At 69.5% G+C, this 21,704-nt stretch carries 25 protein-coding genes and 1 pseudogene; 21 read left to right on the top strand and 5 right to left on the bottom strand.

The annotated features are described in order from the left end of the window. Positions 1-54: 54 nt before the first annotated feature. The 3 genes from P6F26_RS07915 to P6F26_RS07905 are packed head-to-tail and all read left to right on the top strand — an operon-like array spanning position 55 to position 2,149. On the top strand, positions 55-963 hold the full coding sequence (locus tag P6F26_RS07915; RefSeq protein ID WP_347403035.1) for a YicC/YloC family endoribonuclease: 909 nt from the start codon (positions 55-57) through the stop codon (positions 961-963). Then, positions 960-1,631: a guanylate kinase gene (gmk, locus tag P6F26_RS07910; protein ID WP_278028130.1), complete on the top strand. Its 672-nt coding sequence runs from the start codon at positions 960-962 to the stop codon at positions 1,629-1,631. The genes P6F26_RS07915 and gmk overlap by 4 nt, the downstream gene beginning before the upstream one ends. Further along, a complete protein-coding gene (locus P6F26_RS07905; RefSeq protein WP_278028129.1) occupies positions 1,628-2,149 on the top strand; it encodes a gamma carbonic anhydrase family protein in 522 nt (173 codons plus the stop codon). Before gmk ends, P6F26_RS07905 begins: the two co-directional genes overlap by 4 nt. 10 nt (positions 2,150-2,159) lie before the next feature. On the opposite strand, the gene P6F26_RS07900 is transcribed toward P6F26_RS07905, so the two are convergent. Next, positions 2,160-2,783, bottom strand: coding sequence for a histidine phosphotransferase family protein (locus P6F26_RS07900; RefSeq protein ID WP_278028128.1), 624 nt, complete (start codon positions 2,781-2,783; stop codon positions 2,160-2,162). Positions 2,784-2,831: 48 nt separating this feature from the next. Between P6F26_RS07900 and P6F26_RS07895 the strand changes: the two genes are divergently transcribed. From P6F26_RS07895 to olsA, 3 genes are all read left to right on the top strand, one after another. Beyond that, on the top strand, positions 2,832-2,996 hold the full coding sequence (locus P6F26_RS07895; protein ID WP_278028259.1) for a DUF3553 domain-containing protein: 165 nt from the start codon (positions 2,832-2,834) through the stop codon (positions 2,994-2,996). A gap of 228 nt (positions 2,997-3,224) precedes the next feature. Continuing rightward, positions 3,225-4,016, top strand: a complete 792-nt coding sequence (olsB, locus tag P6F26_RS07890) for an L-ornithine N(alpha)-acyltransferase (protein ID WP_278028127.1) — start codon at positions 3,225-3,227, stop codon at positions 4,014-4,016. Continuing rightward, positions 4,013-4,849 (top strand): lyso-ornithine lipid O-acyltransferase, encoded by an 837-nt coding sequence (gene olsA / locus P6F26_RS07885; RefSeq protein ID WP_278028126.1) that lies wholly within the window; start codon positions 4,013-4,015, stop codon positions 4,847-4,849. Before olsB ends, olsA begins: the two co-directional genes overlap by 4 nt. Here olsA and P6F26_RS07880 read toward each other — a convergent pair. Continuing rightward, positions 4,846-5,466, bottom strand: coding sequence for a thiamine phosphate synthase (locus tag P6F26_RS07880; protein ID WP_278028125.1), 621 nt, complete (start codon positions 5,464-5,466; stop codon positions 4,846-4,848). The two genes, olsA and P6F26_RS07880, sit on opposite strands and share 4 nt — an antisense overlap. Before the next feature lie 148 nt (positions 5,467-5,614). On the opposite strand from P6F26_RS07880, the gene P6F26_RS07875 reads away from it, so the two are divergent. The 3 genes from P6F26_RS07875 to P6F26_RS07865 all read left to right on the top strand — a co-directional run bounded on the left by P6F26_RS07875 (position 5,615) and on the right by P6F26_RS07865 (position 9,165). Beyond that, entirely contained in the window at positions 5,615-6,358 is a 744-nt protein-coding gene (locus tag P6F26_RS07875; RefSeq protein WP_347403034.1) for an RNA methyltransferase, read from the top strand. A gap of 198 nt (positions 6,359-6,556) precedes the next feature. Further along, the gene (gene ctaA, locus P6F26_RS07870) at positions 6,557-7,696 is read left to right on the top strand and encodes a heme A synthase (protein ID WP_278028123.1); all 1,140 of its coding nucleotides are present in this window, start codon (positions 6,557-6,559) and stop codon (positions 7,694-7,696) included. Beyond that, complete coding sequence (locus P6F26_RS07865; RefSeq protein ID WP_278028122.1) at positions 7,693-9,165, top strand: carboxypeptidase M32; 1,473 nt, start codon at positions 7,693-7,695, stop codon at positions 9,163-9,165. The genes ctaA and P6F26_RS07865 overlap by 4 nt, the downstream gene beginning before the upstream one ends. A 19-nt stretch (positions 9,166-9,184) precedes the next feature. On the opposite strand, the gene P6F26_RS07860 is transcribed toward P6F26_RS07865, so the two are convergent. Further along, positions 9,185-9,982 (bottom strand): enoyl-CoA hydratase, encoded by a 798-nt coding sequence (locus P6F26_RS07860; RefSeq protein ID WP_278028121.1) that lies wholly within the window; start codon positions 9,980-9,982, stop codon positions 9,185-9,187. Positions 9,983-10,059: 77 nt separating this feature from the next. Between P6F26_RS07860 and P6F26_RS07855 the strand changes: the two genes are divergently transcribed. The 9 genes and pseudogenes from P6F26_RS07855 (at position 10,060) to P6F26_RS07815 (ending at position 17,570) form a co-directional block, all read left to right on the top strand. After that, positions 10,060-10,482, top strand: a complete 423-nt coding sequence (locus tag P6F26_RS07855; RefSeq protein ID WP_278028120.1) for a PaaI family thioesterase — start codon at positions 10,060-10,062, stop codon at positions 10,480-10,482. Between the two features lie 95 nt (positions 10,483-10,577). After that, positions 10,578-11,573 (top strand): SLAC1 anion channel family protein, encoded by a 996-nt coding sequence (locus tag P6F26_RS07850; protein ID WP_278028119.1) that lies wholly within the window; start codon positions 10,578-10,580, stop codon positions 11,571-11,573. Positions 11,574-11,651: 78 nt separating this feature from the next. After that, a complete protein-coding gene (locus tag P6F26_RS07845) occupies positions 11,652-12,779 on the top strand; it encodes an AI-2E family transporter (RefSeq protein ID WP_278028118.1) in 1,128 nt (375 codons plus the stop codon). A 265-nt stretch (positions 12,780-13,044) separates the two neighbouring features. Then, positions 13,045-13,506, top strand: a complete 462-nt coding sequence (gene rplM / locus P6F26_RS07840; protein WP_278028117.1) for a 50S ribosomal protein L13 — start codon at positions 13,045-13,047, stop codon at positions 13,504-13,506. Positions 13,507-13,508: 2 nt separating this feature from the next. After that, complete coding sequence (gene rpsI / locus P6F26_RS07835) at positions 13,509-14,015, top strand: 30S ribosomal protein S9 (protein ID WP_278028116.1); 507 nt, start codon at positions 13,509-13,511, stop codon at positions 14,013-14,015. A 163-nt stretch (positions 14,016-14,178) separates the two neighbouring features. After that, positions 14,179-14,496, top strand: coding sequence for a heme-degrading protein HmuQ (gene hmuQ / locus P6F26_RS07830; protein ID WP_278028115.1), 318 nt, complete (start codon positions 14,179-14,181; stop codon positions 14,494-14,496). A gap of 112 nt (positions 14,497-14,608) precedes the next feature. Beyond that, positions 14,609-15,466, top strand: a pseudogene (locus tag P6F26_RS07825) (ABC transporter permease); the annotation flags it as partial. Between the two features lie 197 nt (positions 15,467-15,663). After that, complete coding sequence (locus tag P6F26_RS07820) at positions 15,664-16,470, top strand: ABC transporter permease (RefSeq protein ID WP_278028114.1); 807 nt, start codon at positions 15,664-15,666, stop codon at positions 16,468-16,470. Then, positions 16,467-17,570 (top strand): ABC transporter ATP-binding protein, encoded by a 1,104-nt coding sequence (locus tag P6F26_RS07815; protein WP_278028113.1) that lies wholly within the window; start codon positions 16,467-16,469, stop codon positions 17,568-17,570. The genes P6F26_RS07820 and P6F26_RS07815 overlap by 4 nt, the downstream gene beginning before the upstream one ends. A 78-nt stretch (positions 17,571-17,648) precedes the next feature. On the opposite strand, the gene P6F26_RS07810 is transcribed toward P6F26_RS07815, so the two are convergent. Next, the gene (locus P6F26_RS07810; RefSeq protein ID WP_278028112.1) at positions 17,649-17,879 is read right to left on the bottom strand and encodes a sulfurtransferase TusA family protein; all 231 of its coding nucleotides are present in this window, start codon (positions 17,877-17,879) and stop codon (positions 17,649-17,651) included. A 120-nt stretch (positions 17,880-17,999) separates the two neighbouring features. Here P6F26_RS07810 and P6F26_RS07805 point away from each other — a divergent pair, with 120 nt between their 5' ends. The 3 genes from P6F26_RS07805 to P6F26_RS07795 are packed head-to-tail and all read left to right on the top strand — an operon-like array spanning position 18,000 to position 21,397. Next, a complete protein-coding gene (locus tag P6F26_RS07805) occupies positions 18,000-18,755 on the top strand; it encodes a cytochrome c biogenesis CcdA family protein (protein WP_278028111.1) in 756 nt (251 codons plus the stop codon). 45 nt (positions 18,756-18,800) lie between these two features. Continuing rightward, positions 18,801-20,039 (top strand): hypothetical protein, encoded by a 1,239-nt coding sequence (locus P6F26_RS07800; protein ID WP_278028110.1) that lies wholly within the window; start codon positions 18,801-18,803, stop codon positions 20,037-20,039. Next, entirely contained in the window at positions 20,036-21,397 is a 1,362-nt protein-coding gene (locus P6F26_RS07795) for a cytochrome P450 (RefSeq protein WP_278028109.1), read from the top strand. Before P6F26_RS07800 ends, P6F26_RS07795 begins: the two co-directional genes overlap by 4 nt. 8 nt (positions 21,398-21,405) lie before the next feature. Here the strand turns inward: P6F26_RS07795 and P6F26_RS07790 are convergent, their stop codons facing one another. Next, complete coding sequence (locus P6F26_RS07790; RefSeq protein WP_278028108.1) at positions 21,406-21,627, bottom strand: ribbon-helix-helix domain-containing protein; 222 nt, start codon at positions 21,625-21,627, stop codon at positions 21,406-21,408. Between the last annotated feature and the right edge of the window lie 77 nt (positions 21,628-21,704).

Raw genomic sequence — 21,704 nt, 5'->3', positions numbered from 1 at the left:
TCCCAATCCTTAATAACGTCGTTCGAATGCGACGGGCAGGGGGAGAGTTTTCAAGTGGTTAACGAACCGGAGGGCGCCGGGGCCATCGCCTCCATGACGGGATACGCCACCGCCGAGGGGTCCGCGCCGGGCCTGCGCTGGACATGGGAGATCCGTTCGGTCAACGCGCGCGGTCTCGACATCCGGCTGCGGCTGCCCGATGGGCTGGGCGCGCTGGAAGCGCCCTTGCGCAAGCGGCTGTCCGACCGCCTCGCGCGCGGATCGCTCAGCGTGAGCCTGCGGACCACGCGGTCGGAGGACGCCACGGCCACCGGCGTCGATGCCGCGGCGCTGGAGGCCGCGCTGGCCGCGCTCACGCAGATCCGCGCGGCCGCCGAGGCGCGGGGCATGGCGATGGCCCATCCTTCGCCGGCCGACATTCTCGCGCTTCGCGGGATGGCCGACAGCACCGCCGCACCCGAGCTGCCCGAGGCCGAGGCGCTTCTCGCCGAGGCCGACGCCCTGATCGACGCCTTCGCGGCGATGCGGCTGGCGGAGGGGCGCACCCTCGCGCAGGTCCTGTCCGCACAGATCGAGCGCATCGCGGCGCTGACCGAGGCCGCCGGCACCGCCGCCGAGGCGCGCGCGGTCAGCCAGGCCGAGACGTTCCGCGCCAACGTCCGCAAGATCCTCGACACCGCCGATCTCGACGAAGGACGCGTCGCGCAGGAGCTCGCGCTTCTTGCGGTGAAATCGGACGTGACGGAAGAACTCGATCGCCTGCGCGCCCATGTCGGCGCCGTGCGCGACCTGCTCGCGGCCGGCGGGCCCGTGGGCCGGAAGCTCGACTTCCTGATGCAGGAGTTCAACCGCGAGGCCAACACGCTGTGCTCCAAGTCGGGCGATGCGGCGCTGACGGCCATCGGCCTTGACCTGAAACTCGCCATCGACCAGACCCGCGAACAGGTCCAGAACGTGGAATGAACATGCCTGTCGACGCGCCCATCCCCCCGAGGCGGGGACTTCTGATCATCCTGTCCTCGCCCTCGGGCGCGGGCAAGTCGACGCTGGCGCGGCGGCTCATGGACTGGGACCCCTCGCTCAGGTTCTCGGTTTCGGCCACCACGCGCGCGCCGCGTCCCGGAGAGGCCGACGGCGAGCATTACCATTTCCTCGGCGAGGCGGAGTTCAAGAAGCTGGTGGCGGACGGCGCGATGCTGGAACACGCGCATGTCTTCGGGAATTTCTACGGCTCCCCCGTTGCGCCCGTGCGCGCCGCGATCGAGGCCGGGCGCGACGTGCTGTTCGACATCGACTGGCAGGGCGCCCAGCAGATCCGCAACTCGGTCCTTGGGCGTCATACGCTGTCGATCTTCATCCTGCCGCCCTCGATCCCCGAACTGCACCGAAGGCTGGTCAGCCGCGGGCAGGACGGGCCCGACGTGATCGCCAAGCGGATGCAGCGCAGCTGGGACGAGATCAGCCATTGGGACGGCTACGACTACGTCCTCGTGAACGACGATCTCGACGCGACGTTCGAGAAACTGCGCACCATCGTCACGGCCGAGCGGCTACGGCGCGAGCAGCAACCGGGCCTCGCCGCACATGTCCGCACGCTTCACGACCAGTTCGAGGAGGGCGCCACGCCATGATCTACGCGCTCGACGGCATCGCCCCCCGGATCGACCCCGACACCTGGGTCGCGCCCGACGCCAACGTCATCGGCCGCGTCGTCCTCGAAGCCGGAGCCTCGGTCTGGTTCGGCGCGACGCTGCGGGGCGACAACGAGGACATCCGCGTGGGCGAGGGCTCCAACGTGCAGGAGAACTGCGTCTTCCACACCGACATGGGCTATCCCCTGACGATCGGCGCGAATTGCACCATTGGCCACAAGGCGATGCTGCATGGCTGCACGATCGGCGAGGGAAGCCTGATCGGCATGGGCGCCACGGTGCTGAACGGGGCGCGGATCGGGGCGGGCTGCCTCGTGGGGGCGGGCGCGCTGATCCCCGAGGGGCGCGAGATCCCGGACGGATCGCTCGTGATGGGGATGCCTGGCAAGGTCGTGCGCGATCTCGATGAGGCGGCGCGGGCGGGGCTCCTGGCCTCGGCGGCGCATTACCGCGAGCGGATGCGGCGCTTCCGCGACGGCCTGACGCCGCTGCGCTAGACGGCGCCCCTCAGGCGGTCGAGATGCGCAGGACGCCGTCGCCCTGGACGAAGTTCACCGTGAGGCCCATCACCCCGGCGGTCTCGTAGAGGGCGAGGAACTGCGCCTCGGAGGGGCGAAGCGGACGGCCCGCCGCGCCGGGCCCGAAGCGCAGGACAGCCCACAATCCCTCCTCCAGCACGATACGGTCGGCCTCGGCCACGAGGGACCATTGGCCGGCCGCGGGCATCGTAAGCGCGACCTCGCCCCCCATCGGCAGCGCGGTCTCGGCGCAGAGCATCATGAGGAAGGCAAGCTTCACCTGCCGCCGCGGAAGGTCGTTCTGCGGCTTCCAGGACGGCGCGACACGCGCGCGGCGATAGAGGTCCATGAGCGCCGCCGCCGCCTCGCGCGCGCTGGTCATGTGGTCCGGGCCGGCATGGCCGAAGGCGAGGCGGAAGAAGCGGACGCGCGCCAGCGCATCCGCGACGGCGTCGCCGATCAGCTCCAGCTCGGGGCCCTTCGCGTCGCCGGTCATTTCCAGCAGCTCCACCCCGTTGCCGATCGCGCCGAGGGGATTACTTAGATCGTGGCAGAGCCGCGACCCCACGAGGTCCGCAAGGCTCTGCGGTTCGGGATGCATCCTGTCATCCATCACGCGCTCCAACCGGCCGGGGGTCCATTGTCCGAAGATCTGAACGCGATGCTGGAGCCGGGCATGTTCGTGCGCCATCCCGCACGGCCGGACTGGGGGCTGGGACAGGTGCAGTCCAACGTCGGCGGCAGGCTGACGGTTAATTTCGAGAACGAGGGCAAGGTCGTCCTCGACGGAAGGCGCGTCACTCTGATCATCGAATTCCTGTCCTGAAGCGTCGCGGGCGATCCGCGCCCGGTTCCCCTGTGCCCGGCGATGGCGGCCGGACCCCTTGAAAAGCCTGCCTACCGCGAGGAAGGTTAACAAGGCTTTAAAACGGTCGGCGGCCGTGTCCACGGCATCGGCCGAGGCGCCGCTTGCATCGCGGCAGGCGCGCGGCTAACCCCGATCGCGAGGCGATCTGCGCCACCTGCTGGAAGGGGCGCGGCAACGGGCTGGCGGATGCACATCGACGATTCCCATTTCGAGCTGCGCCTCGCCGCGGACGAGGCCGAGGTCCGCGAGGCCCAGCGACTGCGCTACGCCGTCTTTGTCGAGGAGCTTGGCGGCGACGGGCCGCTCGTCGATCACGCCGCCCGCCTCGAGGCCGACCGCTTCGACCCCCATTTCGACCACCTGCTCCTGCGCGACACCCGCCGCGCCGAGGGCGACCGCGTGGTGGGCGTCTATCGCCTCATGCGTGCCGTGCAGGCCGAGGCCGCGGGCCAGTTCTATTCCGAGGACGAATACGACCTCTCGGCCCTGCGTGCGTCCGGGCGCAGGCTTCTGGAGCTTGGCCGGTCCTGCCTGCATCCCCACTACCGGGGCGGGACGGCGATGATGCATCTCTGGAACGGGCTGGCGGACTACATCTCGACGCACGGGATCGAGGTGATGTTCGGCGTGGCAAGCTTCCACGGCACCGATCCCGCGCCGCTTGCGGCCCCCCTGTCGCTCCTGCATCACCGGCATCTCGCGCCGCAGGACATCCGGCCGCGCGCCCGCCCCGAGGGCTTCCAGCGCATGGACCTGGTCGCCGAGGCCGATCTCGACCGTCCCGCGGCGATCCGTGCCACGCCCGCGCTCATCAAGGCCTATCTGCGGCTCGGCGGCTTCGTCGGGCAGGGCGCGTTCGTGGACGTTCCGTTCAACTGCATCGACGTCTGCCTCGTGATGGACGTCGCGCGGATGTCGGACCGGCACAGGGCGATCTACGCGCGCGACCGCGCGCTGGCGCGCGAGGGCCGCGCATGAGCATGACATGGGACGGCGCGCCGCCGCCGGACCCGCCCCGGCTGTCGTTGCGCGACAGGCTCAGGGCAGCGCGGCGGGCCGCGCCGCTGCTGCTCCTGCTGGCCACGGGCTTTCCGCTTCTGCTGCTTCTGCGTCCGGCCGAGCGCATGGTCTGGGGCGCGGAGCGGCCGGTGACGCCGTGGATCACGCAAGGCGTGTGCCGCGCGGCCTGCCGCCTCTTCGGCCTGACCCTCCGGGTGGAGGGCCGGCCGATGCGCGGCATGGGCGCCTACGTGGCCAACCATGTGAGCTGGCTCGACATCTTCGTGCTGAATGCCTCCAAGCGCCTCTACTTCGTGGCGAAGGACGAGGTCGCGGGCTGGGGCGGGATCGGCTGGCTGGCGCGGGGGACGGGGACCGTCTTCATCCGGCGCGACAGGGCCGACGCCGCGCGGCAGGCGAGGCTTCTCGCCGAGCGGCTGGAGGCGGGGCACAGGCTTCTGTTCTTCCCCGAGGGCACCTCGACCGACGGTTTGCGGGTGCTGCCGTTCCGCACGACGCTTTTCGCGGCCTTCTTCGCGCCGGGCCTGCGCGAGACGCTGCAGATCCAGCCGGTCAGCATCGTCTACGCGGCCCCGGACGGAGAGCCTGCGTCCTTCTACGGCTGGTGGGGCGGGGCTGGCTTCGGATCGAGCCTGCTTGCGGTTCTGGCGGTGCGGCGTCAGGGATCGGTGCGCGTGGTCTACCACGCCCCCCTGCGCGTCGCGGACTTCGGCGACAGGAAGGCGCTTGCCGCGGCGGCGGAAGCGGCCGTGCGCGCAGGCTTCGAGAGCGGCGTGGAACGCCGTCCCTAGCGCAGGGGCGCCGTGAGCGCGAGAAGCGCCTTCAGCGGATCCTCGGTGCGCCAGATCTCGGGGCCGATCGCGAAGAAGTCCGTCACCGGCGCGAAGCTTTCGACGAGGGCGGGATCGAGCCCGCCCTCGGCCACCACGGGAAGCTCGATCACCTCGCTCCACCACGCGAAGAGGTCACGCGGGGCAAGCTCGGCCTCGCCGAGACCGGTCTCGCCGACCGGGCCGAAGCTGATGTAATCGGCGCCGATCTCGCCCGCATTCATCCCGTCGTGCCGGGACGTGCCGCATCCCGCGCCGATGATCGCATCCGCGCCGAGCGCCTTGCGCGTGGCCCGGACCGAACGCGCCGCGTCGGTCAGGTGCACGCCGTCGAGGCCGAGGCGCTCGACGAGGCCGGCATGACGCTCGATCACGAGCGGCACGTCGCGGGCATGAGCGATCTCGCGGCAGGCGTCGGCGGCGCGCGCGAGCGCGTCGGCATCGGTGTCGGCGAGCGCGAGGCGCAGGCAGGCGACCAGGGTCACGTCGAGGATGCGGGCGAGGATGGGCGCGAAGGCGTCCGGCTCGAAGGCTGCGGGCGTGATCAGGTAGATCTGCGGCGTTTCGGTCTCGGCCATTCCGGGTGCCTCGGCTGGGGTGCGGCCCGTCACTACGCCGTCGCGTGGCGCCCCGCAAGGCCCGCGCGGGCGGAGCCGCCCAAGCCCGGCCTTGCCGCAGGCAGGCGCGGGATGTATCGGGCTGCCCATGCAGGAGACATCCCCCCACATGGCGAGCCAGCCCGCCTTCGTCCTCGTCCGCCCGCAGATGGGCGAGAACATCGGCGCGTCGGCGCGCGCGATGTGGAACTTCGGCCTCGACCGGATGCGCGTCGTGCATCCGCGGGACGGCTGGCCCAACGAACGCGCGGTCGCGCTGGCCAGCGGGGCGGGGCGGCTCCTGGACCGGGCGGGGCTGTTCGACGACGTGCCCTCGGCCATCGGGGACTGCACCTACGTCTACGCGACGACGGCGCGCGAGCGGGGGCTGACCAAGCCCGTCGTGACGCCGGAGCGCGCCATGATCGAGGCGCGCGAGATGATCGCACGGGGCGGTCGCGTCGCCGTCCTGTTCGGGCCCGAGCGCGCGGGGCTGGAGAACCACGACATCGCGCGGGCGAACGCGGTCGTGTCGGTGCCCGTGAACCCCGAGTTTCCGTCGCTGAACCTCGCGCAATGCGTGCTCCTGTGCGCCTACGAGTGGCGCCGCGCGACGGTGGAGACGCCGCAGGCCGTGATGGAGATGGCGCGAACGGATTTCGCCACGGGCGCCGAGATCGCGGCGCTCGGCGATCATTTCGAGGACCGGCTCGAGGCGGCCGGGTTCTTCTTTCCTGAGGCCAAGGCGGCGGGCATGAAGACGAACCTGCGCAACCTCTGGTCGCGGCTCCCGCTGACGCGGGCGGACGTTCAGACCCTGCACGGGATGATGCGCCAGATGGTGCGGTGGGCGGGACGCGACGACCGGACCTGAGGGGGGAAGCGCCGGGACGGGCATCGAGCCCGCCCCGCCGCTGGCGCCCGGCGGGCGTTTGCGTATTTGCGGAAAGATGAAGGAGACGCGCGCGGGTATGGCCCCGGGGGTGTGTGCGCGGGTCCATGCGGTCGCAGGCGCTTGAAGGGGCTGGGGCGCCGCGATAGGTCAGGGTGCGAGATCGACGGGGGACGGGCGATGGCCGGAAAGCGCAGCATCTTCGAAGAGGTCGGCGAGACGAGGAAGCAGGCGGCGAGCCCCGGCGGCGTGAGCCGCGACCGGGGCCGCGGGCGGCGTTTCCTGCGCGTCTGGCTCATGACGCTTTTCGCGCTCGTCGTGGTGATGATCGCGGTCGGTGGGCTGACGCGTCTGACCGACAGCGGGCTTTCGATCACGGAATGGGCGCCGGTGACGGGCGCCGTGCCGCCGCTATCGGCCGAGGATTGGCAGGCGGAGTTCGACGCCTACCGCGAGATCCCCGAGTACCAGCTGCAGAACCGGGGCATGAGCCTCGAGGAGTTCAAGTTCATCTACTGGTGGGAGTGGGGCCACCGGCAGCTGGGCCGGTTCATCGGGCTGGTCTGGGCCGTTGGCTTCGTGGGGCTTCTGGCGACGCGAATGATGCCGCCGGGATGGACGGGGCGCGCGTTGCTTCTGGGGGCGCTCGGGGGCGCTCAGGGGGCGATCGGCTGGTGGATGGTGTCCTCGGGGCTGACGGAGGGGCGGCTCGACGTGGCCTCCTACAGGCTTGCGGTGCACCTCGGCCTCGCATTCCTGATCCTGGCGCTGATCGCGTGGTTCGTCCTGCGGCTCGGGCGGGACGAGGCGGACCTGATGTCGGCGCGGCGCGAGGGAGACCGCAGGCTGAAGGGGATGGCCACGGGCGTCCTGCACCTGAGTTTCGCACAGATCCTGATCGGCGCGCTGGTCGCCGGGATCGACGCGGGCCGCAACTATCCCGACTGGCCGCTGATGGCGGGAGGCTTCACGCCGCCCGCGATGTGGGCGCTCGACCCGTGGTGGCGCAACCTGTTCGAGAATGACGGGACGGTGCAGTTCATCCACCGCATGGCCGGATACCTGCTGCTGGCCGTAGCGGTCGCCGCATGGCTTGCGGGGCGCCGTTCGGCGCGGACCGCGACGCGGGGGGCCTTCCACGCCATGATGGCGATGATGCTTCTGCAGATCGCGCTGGGGATTGTCACCGTGCTTTATTCGGCGCCCTGGTATTTCGCCATCGCCCACCAGTTCGGGGCGGTCGTCCTGATCGTCCTGATCCTGCGCGCGCGGTTCGTCTCGATCTACCCGCTGCGCCAATCCGTGAGGGGAACCGCATGAGCGCCATGTCCGAGCTTTTCGCCCATCAGCGCCAGACCGAGGCGCTGGCGCAGGTCATGGGCCGCCTGGGGTGGGACCAGGAGACGATGATGCCGCCCGGCGCCGCGGAGCAGCGTGGCGAGGAGGTTGGGGCGCTCGAGAGCGTCCTGCACGCGCGCCGCTCGGACCCTTGGGTGGGCGAGATGCTGGCGTTGGCCGAGCCGGGGACCGAGGCCGACGCCGCGCAGCTGAGACTGATCGAGCGCGCCCATCGGCGCGCCACGAAGGTGCCCGCCGATCTGGCCGCCGAACTGGCGCGGGTGACGTCGGTGGCGCAGGGCGTCTGGGCGCGGGCGCGGGCGGCGGACGATTTCGCCGCCTTCCTGCCGACGCTGTCGCACGTCGTGCGGCTGAAGCGTGTCGAGGCCGAGGCGCTGGCCGGCGGGAGCGACCTTTACGACGCGCTCGTGGACGATTTCGAGCCGGGGATGACGGCGGCGGAGCTTGGCGCGCTTTTCGGGCGGATGCGCCCGCGGCTGGTCGATCTGCGCGCGCGGATCCTTGCGGGGGGCGCGCCCCCGCCGGCGCTTGCGGGACGGTTTCCCAAGGACATCCAGCTTGCGCTGTCGGCCGAGATCGCGCGGGCCTTCGGTTACGACTTCGAGCATGGGCGCATCGACCTGGCCGTGCACCCGTTCTCGTCGGGTTCGGGCGCGGACGTGCGGATCACCACGCGCGTGGACGAGATGGAGCCGCTGGGGTGCTTCTATTCCACGATCCACGAGGTCGGCCACGCCGCCTATGAGCAGAACGTGTCGCGCGACTATGCGCTGACGCCTCTCGGGCAGGGTGTCTCGATGGGCGTGCACGAAAGCCAGAGCCGCATCTACGAGAACCAGCTGGGCCGGTCCGCCGCCTTCACCGGGTGGCTCTACGGGCGGATGCGCGACATGTTCGGCGACATCGGCGTCGATGGGCCGGAGGCGTTCCACGCCACCGTGAACCGCGTGACCTCGGGCTATATCCGGACCGAGGCCGATGAGGTGCACTACAACCTCCACGTCATGCTGCGCTTCGACCTCGAGCGCGCGCTGATCTCGGGCGATCTGGCGGTCGGGGATCTGGAGGCCGCGTGGAACGACCGCTTCCGTGCCGATTTCGGCGTGTCGGTCGATCAGCCCAGGCACGGCGTCCTGCAGGACGTGCACTGGTCCGTCGGTCTGTTCGGCTATTTCCCCACCTACAGCTTGGGGAACGTCTACGCGGGCGTCCTGCACGAGGCGTTGCGCGCGGATCTGCCGGATCTGGACGCGTCGCTGGCCAAGGGCGATCCGTCTCCCGCAACCGCGTGGCTGCGCGAGAGGTTGCAGCGCCATGGCGGCCTGCGCCCGCCGCGCGACACGATCGAGCACGCGGCGGGGCGCAAGGTGTCGGAGGCGCCGCTTCTCGACTATCTCGACGCCAAGTTCGGGGCGATCTACGGGGTCTGACCCCGCCTGTCGCGGCGCCTCAGCCGTCCTGCGACCAGTCTGGCGCGCGCTTGTCGAGGAAGGCCGCGATGCCCTCCGCGGTGTCGCGGTTCAGCATGTTCTCGACCATGACGGCGCCCGTGAGGCTGTAGGCCTGGTCGAGCGGCAGTTCGATCTGCTCGTAAAAGGCGCGCTTGCCGATCCGCACGGCCGATCCGAGCTTCGAGGCGATCTTGGTGGCGAGCGCCTCGGCCTCCTCCGAAAGGGCTTCGGGCGCGACGACGCGGTTGACGAGGCCAAGCTCGCGCGCGCGGTGCGGATCGATGAATTCACCCGTCGTCAGCATCTCGAAGACCTGCTTTCGGGGCACGTTGCGCGACAGCGCCACCATGGGCGTCGAGCAGAACAGGCCGATGTTCACGCCGTTGACGCCGAAGCGCGTGCCCTCGGCCGCAACGGCGAGGTCGCAAGACGCGACCAGCTGGCAGCCGGCGGCGGTAGCGATGCCGTGCACCTCGGCGATGACCGGCTGCGGCAGCCGCGAGATCATCTGCATCATGTTCGAGCAGCGGTCGAACAGGTCGCGCATCGCCGAAGCGCCGTCGTCGTTGGCCTGGCGCTTGTTGGTCATCTCCTTGAGGTCGTGCCCGGCGCAGAACGCCTTGCCCGCTCCGCGCAGGACGATCACCCGCTGCGTGTCCGAGGCCATGAGATCGCCGAATGCGCCCGTCAGCTCGGCCAGCATGGCGTCCGACAGCGCGTTCAGGTTGCCCGGACTGTTCATCGTGAGATATGTCACCGCGCCGCGATCCTCGCGCAGCAGAATGTCGTCGGCCACCCCGGTCTCTCCCTTGCCAGTCGTTCCACCGGCCGGCAACTTAGCGGGAAATGAGGCGGGGGGGAACAGGCAGGGACATGGGACTGGAAATGAACGAGGCCGCGCTGGCGCGGTTTCTCGAGGCGGAGTTTCCGCAGACCGCCGGCGATTTCGTGATCGAGGAGGCGGGCGAGATGCGCATTCGCGTGCGGATGCCAGTCGCGCACCGCCATCTCAGGCCGGGCGGGACGGTATCGGGCCCCTCGATGTTCGCGCTGGCCGACGTCGCGGTCTATCTCGCGATCCTCACCATGATCGGACCCAAGGCGCTGGCGGTGACCACGAATTGTTCGATCGACTTCATGCGCAAGCCCGCCGCGGGCGCGGACCTGATCTGCGAGTGCCGCCTGCTTAAGCTTGGCCGTGTGCTGGCGGTGGGGGAGTGCCAGCTGTTCTCCGAGGGGATGGAGGCGCCCGTCGCGCGGGCGTCGCTGACCTACTCGATTCCGCCCGAGCGCTGACGCGGGCGCCGCGCGCCCTGCGACAGGACGCGCCGCTGCATTCGGGCGGTGGCGGGCGTAGATGATTGACAAGTGCAACTTGTAGGGGCGAGCAGATGACCGAAGCCGGAGGCGAGGCCACCCACGCGGCGATGGAGCCGGCGGGGCACTGGCTGGAGCATCTTCCCGTGACATTCTTCGCGGTCCTGATGGGATTGTTCGGCCTGACGCTCGCGTTTCACGCGGCCTCGGCGAGCTTCGCCTTCGCCGCGCCCCTTGCGCTTGCGATGCTCTGGGCCGGGCTCGCGACATTCGTGCTCATCGCAGCACTCTACGTCGCCAAGACGCTGCGCCATCCCGGCGCCGTCGCCGCGGAATGGCGCCATCCCGTCAAGATCGCCTTCTTCCCCACGATCTCGATCTCGCTTCTGCTGATGTCGACGGCCTTCGCGTCGTCCTATCCCGCAATCGCCGAGCCGGTCTGGATCGTGGGCATGACGGGGCAGGGGGTGCTGACGATCGCCGTGATCTCGGGCTGGATCAGCCACCGCGCCTTCCAGGTGGGGCACCTGACGCCGGCCTGGTTCATTCCCGCCGTCGGCAACGTGATCGTGCCTTTGGCCGGGGTCGAGCTGGGTTGGACCGAGACCTCGTGGCTGTTCTTCTCGGCGGGAATGATCTTCTGGGTGGTGCTGCTGACGCTGGTGTTCAACCGCCTGATCTTCCATGATCCGATCCCCGCGCGGCTGTTTCCGACCATGGTCATCCTGATCGCCCCGCCCGCCTTGGCGTTCGTGGCCTATGTCCGCCTTACTGGCGGCGTGGATCCTGCGGCGAAGATGCTGGTCAGCATGGCCTATGCCTTCACGGCGCTGGTGCTCGTGCAGGTGCCGAAGCTGCGCACGCTTCCCTTCGCGCTGTCGTGGTGGGCGCTCAGCTTTCCGCTCGCCGCCCTGTCCATCGCCTCGTTCACCTATGGCCGCGCGATCGCCAGCCCGCTTCACGAGGCGATCGGCCTCGTCGTGCTGGCGGCGCTGGTACTGGTCGTGGCGGGCCTTGCCGTGCGCACGGTGGTGGCGGCGCTGAGGGGCGAGATCTGCCGGCCCGACTGAGGCGGCGGGCCGAGGCCCGGAAACTTCCCGGCGGATGCGGCGTTGTCCATGCTCGAAGTTGCAGGATCCCCAGCCCCAGTGTCAGAGTCGCGTTCCTCCCCGATCGTCGCACCGTCGGCGGTCCTCGCCGTCCTTGCGGTCCTCGCCGTCATGGCGGTGGTCGTGCTTGCGCGCACGTTCCTCATGCCGGTGATGCTGGCCATCCTGCTGGCCCTGACCTTCGCGCCGATCCGCAAATGGGCCTCACGCCGGGGCGTGCCGGCGGCCCTCACGTCGATTGCGCTCGTGCTTGCGCTTTTCGTCGCGATCGGCGTGCTCATCTTCGTGCTTGCAGGCCCCGTGCAGACCTACCTCGAGAATGCCCCGGCGATCGCGGCGGATGTCGAGCGCAAGCTTCGCGGCGTCTCCGAGGCGATCGAGACGGTCTCGGACGCCGGAGAGGAACTGAGCCGGGTCGCGGCCGGCGACGACCAGCCGCGCGGCATTCCGCCCGGCGCGCCCGTGACGGGCGAGGGGGAGGAGGTCGTCGTCTCCACAGGCCCCGGCCTTCTGACGCGCATGGCGATGACGGCGCCCTTCGTGGCGGGGCAGATCGTGTTCACGCTCGTGCTGCTGTATTTCCTGCTCGCCTCCGGCGACCTTCTGCAGCGCAAGCTCGTTGCCGTCCTGCCGAACCGGACGGACAAGCGCCGCGCCGTGGAGATCGTGCAGAGCATCGAGAGCACGCTCAGCCGGTATTTCCTGACGGTCGCGGCCATCAACGTCACTCTGGGACTCGCCGTCGGCATGGCCCTGTGGGCGGCGGGAATGCCGAACCCGGTCCTGTTCGGCGTGATGGCGGCCGTGCTGAACTTCGTGCCCTATCTCGGCGCCATCGTGGGCATCACCGTGACGGCGGCGATCGGCATCGTGACCTTCGACACGGTGGGGCAGGCGGCGCTGGCGGCGGGCGCGTATTTCGCCATGACCACGATCGAGGGAAACTTCGTGACGCCCCACGCGGTGGGCCGGAACCTCAAGCTCGACCCGCTTCTGGTGTTCCTGTCGGTGGCGTTCTGGGGCTGGGCATGGTCGTTCATCGGCATGTTCCTCGCCGTTCCGATGATGATCGCCGCGCGCGTCATCTGCGAAACCGTGCCCGCCCTGTCGCCCATCGCCGCGTTCCTGTCGAGCGAGGGGCCCAAGCCCGTGGCGGCCCGGTCCTAACTGTGCGCGGCGGTCGCGCCCGGCGGTCGCGGCCATCTGCGTCGCCATTGGCGGCGATCAGGTGTGGGGTAAAATGATACCCTAACTGCAAGCCATTGTTATATAACGATTCCCGCGGCTTCGACAGGCTTGACGCTGGCGCGGAATAGCTTAGAAGGGCGCAATCCGAACGGGGATGCAAGCCATCAATCTGGCGCGTGTCCCCTCGCGTTTCCGGCCGAGGTGTTCGCCGAGGCCCCCGAACAGGACCGAAAAGGGTTAAGTGATGAAAACCTTCTCTGCCACTCCGGCGGATATCGAGAAGGAATGGATCCTGATCGACGCCGAGGGCGTCGTTCTGGGCCGTCTCGCCTCGATCATCGCCATGCGGCTGCGCGGCAAGCACAAGCCGAGCTTCACGCCGTCCATGGACATGGGCGACAACGTCATCGTCATCAACGCCGAAAAGGTGCAGGTGACGGGCGACAAGCGCGACAAGCCAAACTACCGCCACACCGGCTATCCGGGCGGTATCAAGTCGCGCACGACCGGCGAGATCCTCGAGGGGCCGCACCCCGAGCGCGTCGTCTTCCAGGCCGTGAAGCGGATGCTGCCCGGCAACCGCCTGTCGCGCCAGCAGATGACCAACCTGCGCGTCTATGCCGGCGCGGAGCACCCGCACGAGGCGCAGCAGCCCAAGGTGCTGGACGTCCGTTCGATGAACCCCAAGAACACGAGGCAGGCATAACCATGGCCGAGACCCTTTCTTCGCTCGACGAGCTCAAGGGCGCCGTCGATGGCACCCCGGCGACCGGCGCGCCTGCCGCGTCCGCCTTCGAGGAAATCCCGCGTGAACCCGTGCGCGACGCGCTCGGGCGCTCCTACGCCACCGGCAAGCGGAAGGACGCGGTCGCCCGCGTCTGGATCAAGCCGGGTTCGGGCGTCGTGACCGTGAACGGCAAGCCGATCGACACGTACTTCGCGCGTCCCGTGCTGCAGATGATCCTGCGCCAGCCCTTCCAGATCACCGGCGTCGAGGGCGAGTTCGACGTGATGGCGACCGTGAAGGGCGGCGGCCTCTCGGGGCAGGCCGGCGCGGTCAAGCACGGCATCTCCAAGGCGCTGCAGCTTTACGAACCGTCGTTCCGCGGCGCGCTCAAGGCGGCAGGCTTCCTCACCCGCGACAGCCGCGTGGTGGAGCGCAAGAAGTACGGCAAGCGCAAGGCGCGCCGGAGCTTCCAGTTCTCCAAGCGCTGATCGGCGCGACGATCTTCGGGAAAAGGCCGCCTTCGGGCGGCCTTTTTCTTGCTTGGCATCTGCCAGTCCCCGCGAAAGGATCCGCAACGCGCATTCGCAGCGCGGCCGCGGCCGCGGTGCTCCGGCCGCAAGGCCGCCCCATTCGTCCGAAGGAGCCACCTCCATGTACCTCACCATGAACCGTTTTCGCGTGAACCTTGGCCAGGAACAGGCCTTCGAGGCCATGTGGAACAGCCGCGACAGCCATCTGAAATCCGTCCCCGGCTTCGTCAGCTTCCACCTGATGCGCGGCGCGGCGGAGGAGGGTGCGCGCCTCTATGTCTCGCACACGCTGTGGTCGGGCCGCGATGCCTTCGAGGCCTGGACGAGGTCCGAGGCGTTCCGTGCCGCGCACAAGGGGGCGAAATCCTCGGGCGCCATGTATGACGGCCCGCCCGTTCTCGAATGCTTCGAAAGCGTGCAGGAGATCGTCGCGACCTGAATGCGGGCGCGAACACCTCTTGCGGCAGCGCCGCATCGGTTGCACTGTCGGTTCCCGCGGGCGCAGATTGGGCCCCGTCCGGAGGGACCGGGTCAGGGTCCGGGGGAGTTGCATGAACGCCATCTCGCGCGCGCTCAGAAGCGAAAACGGCAAGGGCATTGTGATCGTCGGCCCTCCGCTGGCCTACGCGATTCTTCTGCTTGCGGCCCCGCTGGCCACGATCGTGCTGTTTTCCTTCTGGACGCAGAATTTCCTGACCATCGACCGCACCTTCACGCTCGGCAACTACGCCGAGGCGCTGACCGACCCGCTCTACCGCGAACTGATGCTGCGTTCGCTGCGCATCTCGGCGATGGTCACGGCGGTCACGGTCGTGCTGGCGTTCCCGGTCGCGTACTTCATCTCGTTCCACGTCACGCCCGACCGCAAATCGCTCTGGCTGTTCCTCATCACGATCCCGTTCTGGACGAGCTACCTGATCCGCGTGTTCCTGTGGCGCGTGATCCTGGCCTATGACGGGCCGGTCAACGGCTCGCTTCTGGCGCTCGGCGTCATAGACGAGCCCCTTTCCTTCATCCTCTACAACGCCAACGCGGTCATCATCACGCTCGCCCATGCCTTTGCGCCCTTCGCGATCCTGCCGATCTTCGTCAGCCTGGAGAAGATAGACCGCTCGCTGCTCGAGGCGGCGCGCGATCTGGGCGAGAGCAAGACCATGACCTTCCTGCGCGTCACGCTGCCCCTCGCGATGCCGGGCGTGCTGGCTGCCGTGCTCATCGTCTCGATCCCAACGGTCGGCGACTACGTCACCCCGCGCCTCGTCGGCGGCTCGGGCGGCACCATGATCGCCAACATGATCTATGCTCAGATCTTCGACCTCAACGACCGGCCGATGGGGGCCACGCTCGCGGTGCTTGCCATGGCCATCGTGGCGCTGTCGCTGCTCTGGCTCGTCAGCCGCCTCCGCTTCTGGCTGTGGCTGGCAGAGACGCGCGGCCTCTGGGTGGCGCTCGGGCTCGCAGTGGCCGAGATCATCGTGATCCGCGCGATCTTCACCCTCGGGCCCGGCCTCGTTGGCGCCGCCGCGACGGTGCTTGGCCTTCTCGGCCTTGCCACCGCGGGCTCGGTCCTCGTCTTCGCGAAGGTGCCGAAGGGAAGGGCGGGCATATGAAGGCGCGTCCCCTCGTCCTGTTCACCCTCCTCTATCTCGTCGTCCTCTACGCGCCGATCCTGCTTCTGCCGATCTTCGCCTTCAACGACGGCACGATCATCGCCTTCCCGCTGCAGGGCTTCACGACGCAATGGTTCGGCCTGCTCCTCGAGACGCCGGCGCTGCACCAGGCCACGCGGAACTCGCTGGTCATCGCGGTCTCCGTCGCGATCCTCGCCACGTGCCTGGGGCTCTTCGCCGCGCGCGCCGCCACGCGCTACCGCTTTCCGGCGAAGACGGGGATCATGGGGTTCATCATGCTGCCCCTCGTGCTGCCCGAGGTGATCGTCGCGATCTCGCTGCTCGTGGTGCTGATGCAGCTCGGCCTCGAAAGCGGGCTGTGGTCGATCGTGCTCGGTCACACGCTCCTGTGCATGCCCTTCGCCATCGCGATCCTGCAGGGCAGCTTCGCCAACATGGATCAAAGCCTCGAGGAGGCCTCGATCGACCTCGGCGAGACGCCCTGGTCGACCTTCCGCCTCGTCACCCTGCCGCTCGTGGCGCCCGGCATCGTGGCCTCGCTCCTGATCTGCTTCACGATCTCGCTCGACGAGTTCATCATCGCCTTCTTCCTCTCCGGCAACGCGCCGACCCTGCCGGTCTACCTCTGGGGCCAGCTTCGCTTTCCGGCCCGCCTGCCCATGATCATGGCGCTCGGCACGATCCTCGTGATCCTGTCCATCGCGCTCCTCGTCATCGCCGAGACCTTCCGCCGCCGTGGCCTGCGCCGCGCCGGCGTCAAGGATTCAGGAGGTTTCCTGTGAGAGACACCACACCCCCGCCCGAGATCGTGACGCTCGACCATGTCGAGAAGTATTACGGCGACTACCATGCGCTGCGCGGCATCACCGCCGAGATCCGCTCGGGCGAGTTCTTCTCGCTCCTCGGCCCCTCGGGCTGCGGCAAGACCACGCTCCTGCGCGCCATCGCGGGCTTCGAGGACATCTCGTCGGGCACGATCCGCCTCGATGGCCGCGACATGGAAGGCGTGCCCCCGAACCGCCGCCCCACCAACCTGGTGTTCCAGTCCTACGCGATCTTCCCGCACCTGACCGTGGCCCAGAACGTGGGCTTCGGGCTGCGCAGGTCAGGGAAGTCGCCCGAGGAAAAGCGCCGCGCTGTCGGCGAGGCCCTCGAGATGGTGGGTCTGTCGGACTTCGGCGCGCGCGCCGCACATGCGCTGTCGGGCGGCCAGCGCCAGCGCGTCGCGCTCGCGCGCGCGCTCATCCTGAAGCCGCGCGTGCTCCTGCTCGACGAGCCGCTCTCGGCGCTCGACAAGAAGATGCGCCAGGTCATGCAGGTCGAGCTGATCAAGCTCCAGCGGGAGGTCGGCATCACCTTCATCCTCGTCACCCACGACCAGGAGGAAGCGCTGGTGATGTCCGACCGCATCGCGGTCATGTTCGAGGGCAGCATCGCCCAGCTCGACGATCCCGAGACGCTCTACCGCCGTCCCGCCTCGCGGCGCGTGGCGGAGTTCATCGGCATGATGAACTTCCTGCCCGCCCAGGTCGTCGCGGTCCATGGCGACAGGGTCGAGGCCGACATCGCCGGTCTCGGCCGGGCCGAGATCGACCGGATCCAGGCGCCCGGCGGCGCGGCTCCGGGCCCTGCCGCCGTCGGCCTCCGCCCCGAAAGCCTGACGGTCCTCTTCGAGGGCGACGGCGCGGGCGCACGCCGCATCGAGGGCCGCGTGGACGAGGTCACCTATTACGGCGACATGACCTACTACGACATCGCGCTCGAGGGCGCACCCTCCACGGTTTCGGTCTCGGCGCGCAACATGCCGGGCCGAAGGGTTCTCGACCGGGGCGAGCGCACCATGCTGGCCTGGGATCCAAGGGCGCTGACGCTGTTTCGCTGACGGGGCGTCCTTCATCTTTCTCCAAATACGCGTCGCGCGGGCGCGGGCGGCGGCGGCGCCGCCTCGGGGGGCGCGCTTTCAGCCGCCCTTCCGGACGAGGAACGCTGGAACGGGGCCGCCGTCCTCGGTCCCGAGAAACGCGTGGCCCGCTTCGGCGCAGAAATGCGGGACGTCGATCGCCGCCATCGGATCGCTCGCCAGAAGGCGCACGACCTGTCCCGGCGCGGCTTCGCCGAGGCGCTTTTGCAGGCGCAGGACGGGCAGGGGGCATTTCAGGCCCGTTGCGTCGATCTCGAGATCCAATTGCATGCGTCATGGCCTAAGGCGGGTGACGCGCGGTGTCCACGCCCCTCGTCGTGCGGCCGTATCGAGTGAATGTGACGCAGCGCCCTCGTGACGGCGCCTCCAAAAGCGTCTACCTGTGACACGATGTTCGGGATCGATCTCTTCGACGCGTCGCTTCTGCCCGCGATGCTGGTTGCGCTGGCCGCAGGCGCGCTGAGTTTTCTCAGCCCCTGCGTCCTGCCGATCGTGCCGCCCTACCTCGCCTACATGGGCGGCATCACCATCGAGGAGATGGGCGCATCGCCGCGCGCGGCCCGTCGCAAGGCGCTCCTCGCGGCGCTGTTCTTCGTGCTGGGGCTGTCCACGGTCTTCGTCTTCCTCGGCTTCACCGCGTCGATCTTCGGGCAGTTCTTCTTGCAGAACCAGATCCTGCTCGGCCGTGTCGCGGGCGTCGTGATCGTGGTCTTCGGGCTGCATTTCCTCGGCATCATCAATATCCCGATCCTCAACCGCGAGGCGCGGCTCGATGCGGGCGACCGGGGCGGATCCGCGCTTGGGGCCTACATCCTGGGGCTCGCCTTCGCCTTCGGCTGGACGCCCTGCATCGGCCCGCAGCTGGGCGCGATCCTGTCGATCGCGGCGACCGAGGCGAGCGTCGAGCGCGGCACGGCGCTTCTGGGGATCTACGCGATCGGCCTCGGCATCCCGTTCCTGCTTGCCGCCGCCTTCATCGACCGGGCGATGGCGGTCCTGGGACGGCTCAAGCGGCACATGAAGGCGATCGAGCGGGCGATGGGCATCCTTCTGATCGGTGTCGGCACGGCGCTGATCACCGGCGCCTTCTCGGCCTTCGCCTTCTGGCTGCTCGAAACGTTCCCCGCCCTTGCGCTTCTGGGCTGAATTGAGCGCTGGCCGCGGCCGGGACCTGCCTTGTATCGTGCCCGCATGAGCGGACCCGGCCAAGACGCGCGACCCGTCCGCCGGCGCATCGTGCTCTATGTGCCGGGATACGATCCCGTGCCGCCGCGCAAGTATCGCGAACGCTACCGGCGCGAGGCCGCGCGTCAGGCCGGGTTTTCGGGCCACGAGATCGCCCTGTCGCCCCCGTGCGGCGATGCGCGCTTTGGCTGGCGCGTCAGCGCGCGCATCGAGGGCGCGGCCACGCAGACCGAGGTCGAAGTGCTGCACTGGGCCGATATCGTCAGGTCCTCCATGGGCGGGGGCATCGCCGCGACCTATGGCCAGCTTCTGCGCACGGCGTGGATTTACCTCAGGTCGGGCACGCTGTTCCGCCTCGCCCGGCTGAGGAAGGGGCCGGTGATCGCGGCGCTTTTCCCCCTGGCGGTCCTTCTGCTGCAGCTTCTGGCCGCCGCGGGTGTTTTCCTCGGGGTCGCCGCGGGGACCGCGGCCGTCCTGCCGGCGGGCTACGGCCTTCTGGGGCTCGTGCCCGCGTCCGGTGCGGGATACGGGCTCGTGCGCTGGTTCCGCCGGCGCGACCACCTGCTTGCGTGGTACCTGATGCACGATTACGCCTTCTCGGCCCGCCACGACGGTGCCTATCCCGCCGCGCAGGAGGCGCGGATGGCCGAATTCGCCGAGCGCATCGCCGGAGCGCTCGGGGGCGAGGCCGACGAGGTTCTCGTCGTGGGCCATTCCTCGGGCGCCTATCTCGCCGTCTCGGTGATCGCCGACCTGATCCGTGCGGGCCGCGTGCCCTGCGACGGGCCGGCGCTCGGTCTTCTCACGCTGGGGCAGGTCATCCCGATGGTCAGCTTCCTGCCTGGTGCGCGGCGGCTGCGGGCGGACCTCGCGCTCCTGTCGGCAAGCGCGCGCCTGACATGGATCGACGTCTCCGCGCCGGGCGACGGATGCACCTTCGCGCTCTGTGATCCCGTGGCGGTTTCGGGCGTCGCGCCGCCCGACAAGCGCTGGCCCCTCGTGATCTCGGCGGCCTTCAGCCGGACCCTGTCGGCCGATGCGCAATCGGCCCTGCGCTGGCGCTTTCTCGAACGGCACTTCCAGTATCTAAACGCTTTCGACAACCTCTCGGGCGATCCGGGCGAATACGATTACTTCGCCATCACCGCGGGACCGCGCACCCTGTCCGACCGCTTCGCCGCCCGCCGTCCGTCGAAAAGCCGGATCGAGCGCGCGCTCAGCCGCCACACCGACCGGGCCGCATGACGGGCGGCGGGAACGACCTTCCCCCGAAACCGATGGCCCGCGCGGCGCGCGTTTCGCTCTGGCGGTACATGCGTCTGTTCCGGCAGGATATCCTCTCGGCGCAGCCGGAACGGCTCTATGGCGCGTGGATGGCCGAATTCCGCACGCCGTTCTTTCGCTCCTTCCTCTTGAACCAGCCTGATCTTGTAGAAGAAGTCCTGAGGGCGCGGCCGATGGACTTTCCCAAGTCGGACCGCGTGGGCGAGGGGCTTCGGCCGCTCCTGGGCAATTCGGTCTTCGTGACGAACGGCGAGGAATGGGCGCGGCAGCGGCGGATCATCGACCCCGCCTTCGAGGGCGGCCGCCTGCGCGAGACCTATCCCGCGATGCTCGAGGCCGCCGAGGCCGCCGTCGCGCGCATGGGCGAGGGCGTTCAGGAGATGGAGGAGGCGATGAGCCATGCCGCCGCCGACGTCATCTTCCGCACGCTTTTTTCGATCCCGATCGAGGACGGGATGGCCGCGCGCGTCTATCGCGAGTTCCGCATCTTTCAGCGAACGCAGCCGATCCTGAACCTCGGGGCGTTCCTGCCGCTGCCGCGCTGGTTTCCGCGCGGCCACCGCGCCGCCACGCGCGCCTCGGCGCGGCGGATCCGTGCGGCCCTTGCCGATCTCGTGTCGGCCCGCGCGGAGGCCATCGCGCAGGGCGGGGCGCCCGACGACCTCGCCACCAAGATCCTGACGGCCAGCGACCCCCAGACGGGCGCGCGCCTTTCGGCCTCGGAGATGGTCGACCAGGTCGCGATCTTCTTTCTCGCGGGCCACGAGACCAGCGCCAGCGCCGCAAGCTGGGCGCTCTATCTACTTGCGCGCTATCCCGAATGGCAGGACCGCGTCGCCGCGGAGGCCGGGGCCTTGGGCGCGCGGCCCGCCTTTGGCGACATCGCGGCCTTGCGGGTCGCGCGCGACGTGTTCCGCGAGGCGTTGCGGCTGTATCCGCCCGTGCCGATGATGGTCCGCGAAACGACATGCCCCGAACGGTTCCGCGACCGCGACATCCCCAGGGCTGCGCAGATCGTGGTCTCGCCGTGGCATCTGCACCGGCACACCCGCCTTTGGGATCGGCCCGACGCCTTCGATCCGGGCCGCTTCGGGACGGAGAACGGCAAGGCGTGCCTGCGCGAGGCGTTCATCCCGTTCTCGGCCGGCGCGCGCGCCTGCACCGGCGCGGGCTTCGCGATGGTCGAGGGACCGCTTCTGCTTGCGCTGCTTGTGCGCGCGTTCCGCTTCGAGAGGGTGGCGGGCGACGATCCGGTGCCGGTGGCGCACCTGACCGTGCGCGCGCGGGACGGCATCCGCTTGCGCGTGTCGCGGCGCTGAGGCGGGCGTCAGCGGCCGGCCTTCACCTCCGCGAGCACGAAGACGCGGATCGCCGAGGCAAGCCCCGAGGTCAGGCCCCGGCCCGCGTCGATCTCGGCGGCGAGGTCGTTGACGGACTGGCCGCGCGCGTCGGCCAGACGGCGGAACTCGTCCCAGAACGGATCCTCCAGCGAGACGCTGGTGCGGTGGCCGCGCAGGGTCAGGGACCGCTTTGCCGGCCGGCCGCTCATTCCTCGTCCCGCTTGTGGCCTTCGAGGCGCGCGTCCTCCTTCGCGGCGCGCGTGGCCTCGGCCTCGCGCTCGGCCCT

The sequence above is a fragment of the Roseicyclus salinarum genome, assembly GCF_029624655.1.
Taxonomy (GTDB): domain Bacteria; phylum Pseudomonadota; class Alphaproteobacteria; order Rhodobacterales; family Rhodobacteraceae; genus Roseibacterium; species Roseibacterium salinarum.
The sequence above is the reverse complement of the archived record's forward strand: the minus strand, read 5'-3'. Positions and strand labels throughout refer to the sequence as shown.